This is a genomic window from Mesorhizobium sp. M4A.F.Ca.ET.050.02.1.1, from assembly GCF_003997725.1.
Taxonomy (GTDB): Bacteria; Pseudomonadota; Alphaproteobacteria; order Rhizobiales; family Rhizobiaceae; genus Mesorhizobium.
In genome coordinates, this window is the sequence record NZ_RZSG01000662.1 from 1 (window position 1) to 3,364 (window position 3,364).

Annotated in this window: 5 protein-coding genes; all 5 read left to right on the top strand. The window is 62.2% G+C overall.

What is annotated here, in order from left to right:
- Window positions 1–700, top strand: a 700-nt coding sequence (locus EOA33_RS28905) for a branched-chain amino acid aminotransferase (protein WP_127407196.1), incomplete at its 5' end; no start/stop codon positions are given.
- Between the two features lie 173 nt (window positions 701–873).
- Window positions 874–1,476, top strand: a complete 603-nt coding sequence (locus EOA33_RS28910; RefSeq protein ID WP_126055790.1) for a superoxide dismutase — start codon at window positions 874–876, stop codon at window positions 1,474–1,476.
- Window positions 1,477–1,623: 147 nt separating this feature from the next.
- Complete coding sequence (locus tag EOA33_RS28915; RefSeq protein WP_127407197.1) at window positions 1,624–2,061, top strand: cytochrome c; 438 nt, start codon at window positions 1,624–1,626, stop codon at window positions 2,059–2,061.
- 9 nt (window positions 2,062–2,070) lie between these two features.
- On the top strand, window positions 2,071–3,021 hold the full coding sequence (locus EOA33_RS28920; RefSeq protein WP_127407198.1) for a cytochrome c: 951 nt from the start codon (window positions 2,071–2,073) through the stop codon (window positions 3,019–3,021).
- A gap of 80 nt (window positions 3,022–3,101) precedes the next feature.
- On the top strand, window positions 3,102–3,364 hold a 263-nt coding region (locus tag EOA33_RS28925), incomplete at its 3' end, for an AMP-binding protein (protein WP_145989333.1).

The following is a 3,364-nucleotide window of genomic DNA, read 5'->3' on the forward strand; positions in this document are numbered from 1 at the left end:
GGTGAACGCCTCGGCCATCGCGCTCGGCCTGAAACCTACCATGACCACCGAGAAGATCGTCGGGCTGACCTGGGACGGGCTGAAGAAGTTCGACGGCAAGACGGCGGTCTATATCAGGCCGATGTACTGGGCCGAGCATGGCGGCTATATGGGCGTGCCGGCCGATCCGGCCTCGACCCGCTTCTGCCTCTGCCTTTACGAATCGCCGATGATCTCGCCAGCAGGCTTTTCGGTCACCGTCTCACCTTTCCGGCGGCCGACCATCGAGACCATGCCGACCAACGCCAAGGCCGGCTGCCTTTACCCCAACAATGGCCGCGCCATCCTCGAAGCCAAGATGCGCGGCTTCGACAATGCGCTGGTGCTCGACATGCTGGGCAATGTCGCCGAGACCGGAACCTCGAACATCTTCCTGGTCAAGGACGGCCATGTGCTCACGCCGGCGGCGAACGGCACCTTCCTGTCCGGCATCACTCGTTCGCGCACCATAGGCTTGCTCGGCGACTACGGCTTCAAGACCACCGAAAAGACGCTGTCGGTGCGCGATTTCCTTGAAGCGGACGAGATATTCTCGACCGGCAACCATTCCAAGGTCGTGCCGATCACCCGCATCGAAGAGCGCAATCTCCAGCCTGGCCCCGTCGCCAAAAAGGCGCGCGAGCTCTATTGGGACTGGGCGCATTCCACATCCGCCGCCTGATCCGAGGGCAGGCTTTCTCTTTTGACGCAGCCGCCTGCCGCAAAACCGTGTGACAGGTTTCCGGAACCTCTCTAGAAAGGGAACCGGCACTTCATTCCGGAGTTGTCCCAAATCATTCCAGACCTATCTTAGTCCGGTAGTGACACCGGATTTTCCATGAGGGAGTACCATCCATGGCTTTTGAGCTGCCTGCTTTGCCCTACGACTACGAGGCGCTTCAGCCTTATATGTCCAAGGAGACGCTGGAGTATCATCACGACAAGCACCACAAGGCCTATGTCGACAACGGCAACAAGCTCGCCGCGGAAGCCGGCTTGGGTGACCTTTCGGTCGAGGAAGTCGTCAAGCAGTCCTTCGGCAAGAACGCCGGGCTCTTCAACAACGCCGCCCAGCACTACAATCACATCCATTTTTGGAAGTGGATGAAGAAGGGCGGTGGCGGCTCCAAGCTGCCGGGCGCGCTGCAGACGGCGGTCGACAGCGACCTCGGCGGCTATGACAAGTTCAAGGCGGATTTCATCGCCGCCGGCACCACCCAGTTCGGTTCCGGCTGGGCCTGGCTTTCGGTCAAGGATGGCAAGCTCGCGATCTCGAAAACCCCGAACGGCGAGAACCCGCTGGTGCATGGCGCCTCGCCGATCCTCGGCGTCGATGTCTGGGAGCACTCCTACTACATCGACTATCGCAACGCACGGCCGAAATATCTCGAAGCCTTCGTCGACAGTCTCATCAACTGGGACTATGTCCTCGAGCTTTACGAAAAGGCGAAAGGTTGATTGGTTGACGAAAAGCCCCGGCACGACCGGGGCTTTTCTTTTCTGCCTGCAGCGGAAAGTGAAAGTCGTTGCTGTGCGGACGGAATATTTCCGCCGCGCCGTCCGTTAATGTCCAGTCGCGCACTCTCTTCACCAAGGAGCCATTGAATGAGAAAGCTTGTTCTCGCCATCTCTATGCTCGCTGTAGCGGGTTCGGCCGCCTTCGCTGATCCGATCAAGGATCGCCAGGCCCTGATGAAGGAACGCGGCAAACTTGCCGGCCAATTGTCGAAGGTCGTCAAGGGCGAGGAAGCTTTCGACGCAGCCGCCGTGCTGGCGGCGTTGCAGGCGCTGCAGGCCAATGGCGAGAAATGGGACACCGAGAAGTTCTTTCCGGCCGGCAGCGACAAGGGCGACACCACCGCCGCACCAAAGATCTGGGAAGATACGGCCGGCTTCAACGCGGCCGAGGACAAGTTCCTGGCCGACGTCAAGGCCGCGGTCGCGGCTCCGCCAGCCGATGTCGATGCCTTGAAGGCGCAGCTCAACACGATCGGCGGCGACTGCGGCACCTGCCACCAAAGCTACAGGATCAAGAAGGGCTGATCCCGGCCAATGGCCTGGCTGAAAAAACTCGTCGGCGCGGCCCTCGTTCTGGGTGGCGCTGGCGCGGTTGCCGCATGGTTGCTGTCGGCGCCGGTCAGACTTGATGCCGCGACCGTCGCGCAGCTCGGCCCCGGCGATGCCGCCAGGGGCAAGCGCATCTTCTATGCCGGCGGCTGTACCTCCTGCCATGCCAAGCCCGGTTCGCAGGGCGATGCCCGACTAGCACTCACGGGCGGCCTCGAACTGAAGACGCCGTTCGGCACCTTCGTGCCGCCCAACATCTCGCAGGACGCCAAGGACGGCATCGGCGCCTGGAGCGAGCAAGACTTCGCCGATGCCATGCTGAAGGGCGTCTCGCCTTCCGGCGAGCATTTCTACCCGGCCTTTCCCTACGCCTCTTATGCGCGCATGAAGCCGTCCGACATCGCCGACCTCTACGCGTTCATGAAGACGCTGCCGGCGGTCGCCGGCAAGGCGCCTGATCACAAGCTCGGCTTTCCCTTCAGCATCCGCCGCGGCATCGGCCTGTGGAAGCGGCTTTATCTCAGCCCCGAGCCAGTGATTGCCCTTGCCGACGGCGCGGCGGACAAGGTCATGGCCGGCCGCTATCTGGTCGAGGGGCCGGGCCACTGTGGCGAATGCCACACGCCGCGCGACTTTGCCGGCGGCGTGAAGAAGGCCGAGTGGCTGGCCGGCGCCACGGCCGCCGAAGGCAAGGGCATCGTGCCCAACATCACAGCGGGTGAGGGCGGCATCGGCGAGTGGTCGGAAGCCGACATCGCCAACTATCTCGAAACCGGCTTCACACCGGACTTCGATTCCGTTGGCGGCGCGATGGTCGACGTGCAAAGGAACATGGCGCAATTGACAGCCGACGACCGCGCCGCGATCGCCGCCTATCTCAAGGCCGTGCCGCCACACGCCAACGGCTATCCGGCGCGTAAAAAACCCTCGGGATGATTCCCGCTATTAGTTGACTTGAATACTCATGTATTATAGGCGGCGCTTCGACCAGTTTTCCGGCAATTCGAAGCTCGCCCATGCCCTCTGTCGACCTTGTGTCCGAAATCGCCCGTGGTGGGCAGCGCACAGCACTTCTTTTTCCTGATGGGCGGACGCTCTCCTATGCGGAACTCGACAGCCTCACGCTGCGCTTCGCCACGCGGCTTGGACAAGGCGAAAAGCAGCTCGTGGCCATCTCGGCGGAAGCCTCGGAACATGTGGTCGTCGCCTATCTTGGAGCCCTGCGGGCGGGCCACGCGGTGGCCATGTTGCCGCCTTGCGACGACAAGCTGTGGGATGA

What these genes read in the sequence shown, in the direction of transcription:
- EOA33_RS28910 (WP_126055790.1), top strand. Translation starts at nt 874, where the DNA reads ATGGCTTTTGAGCTGCCTGCTTTGCCCTACGACTACGAGGCGCTTCAG.
- EOA33_RS28915 (WP_127407197.1), top strand. Translation starts at nt 1,624, where the DNA reads ATGAGAAAGCTTGTTCTCGCCATCTCTATGCTCGCTGTAGCGGGTTCG.
- EOA33_RS28920 (WP_127407198.1), top strand. Translation starts at nt 2,071, where the DNA reads ATGGCCTGGCTGAAAAAACTCGTCGGCGCGGCCCTCGTTCTGGGTGGC.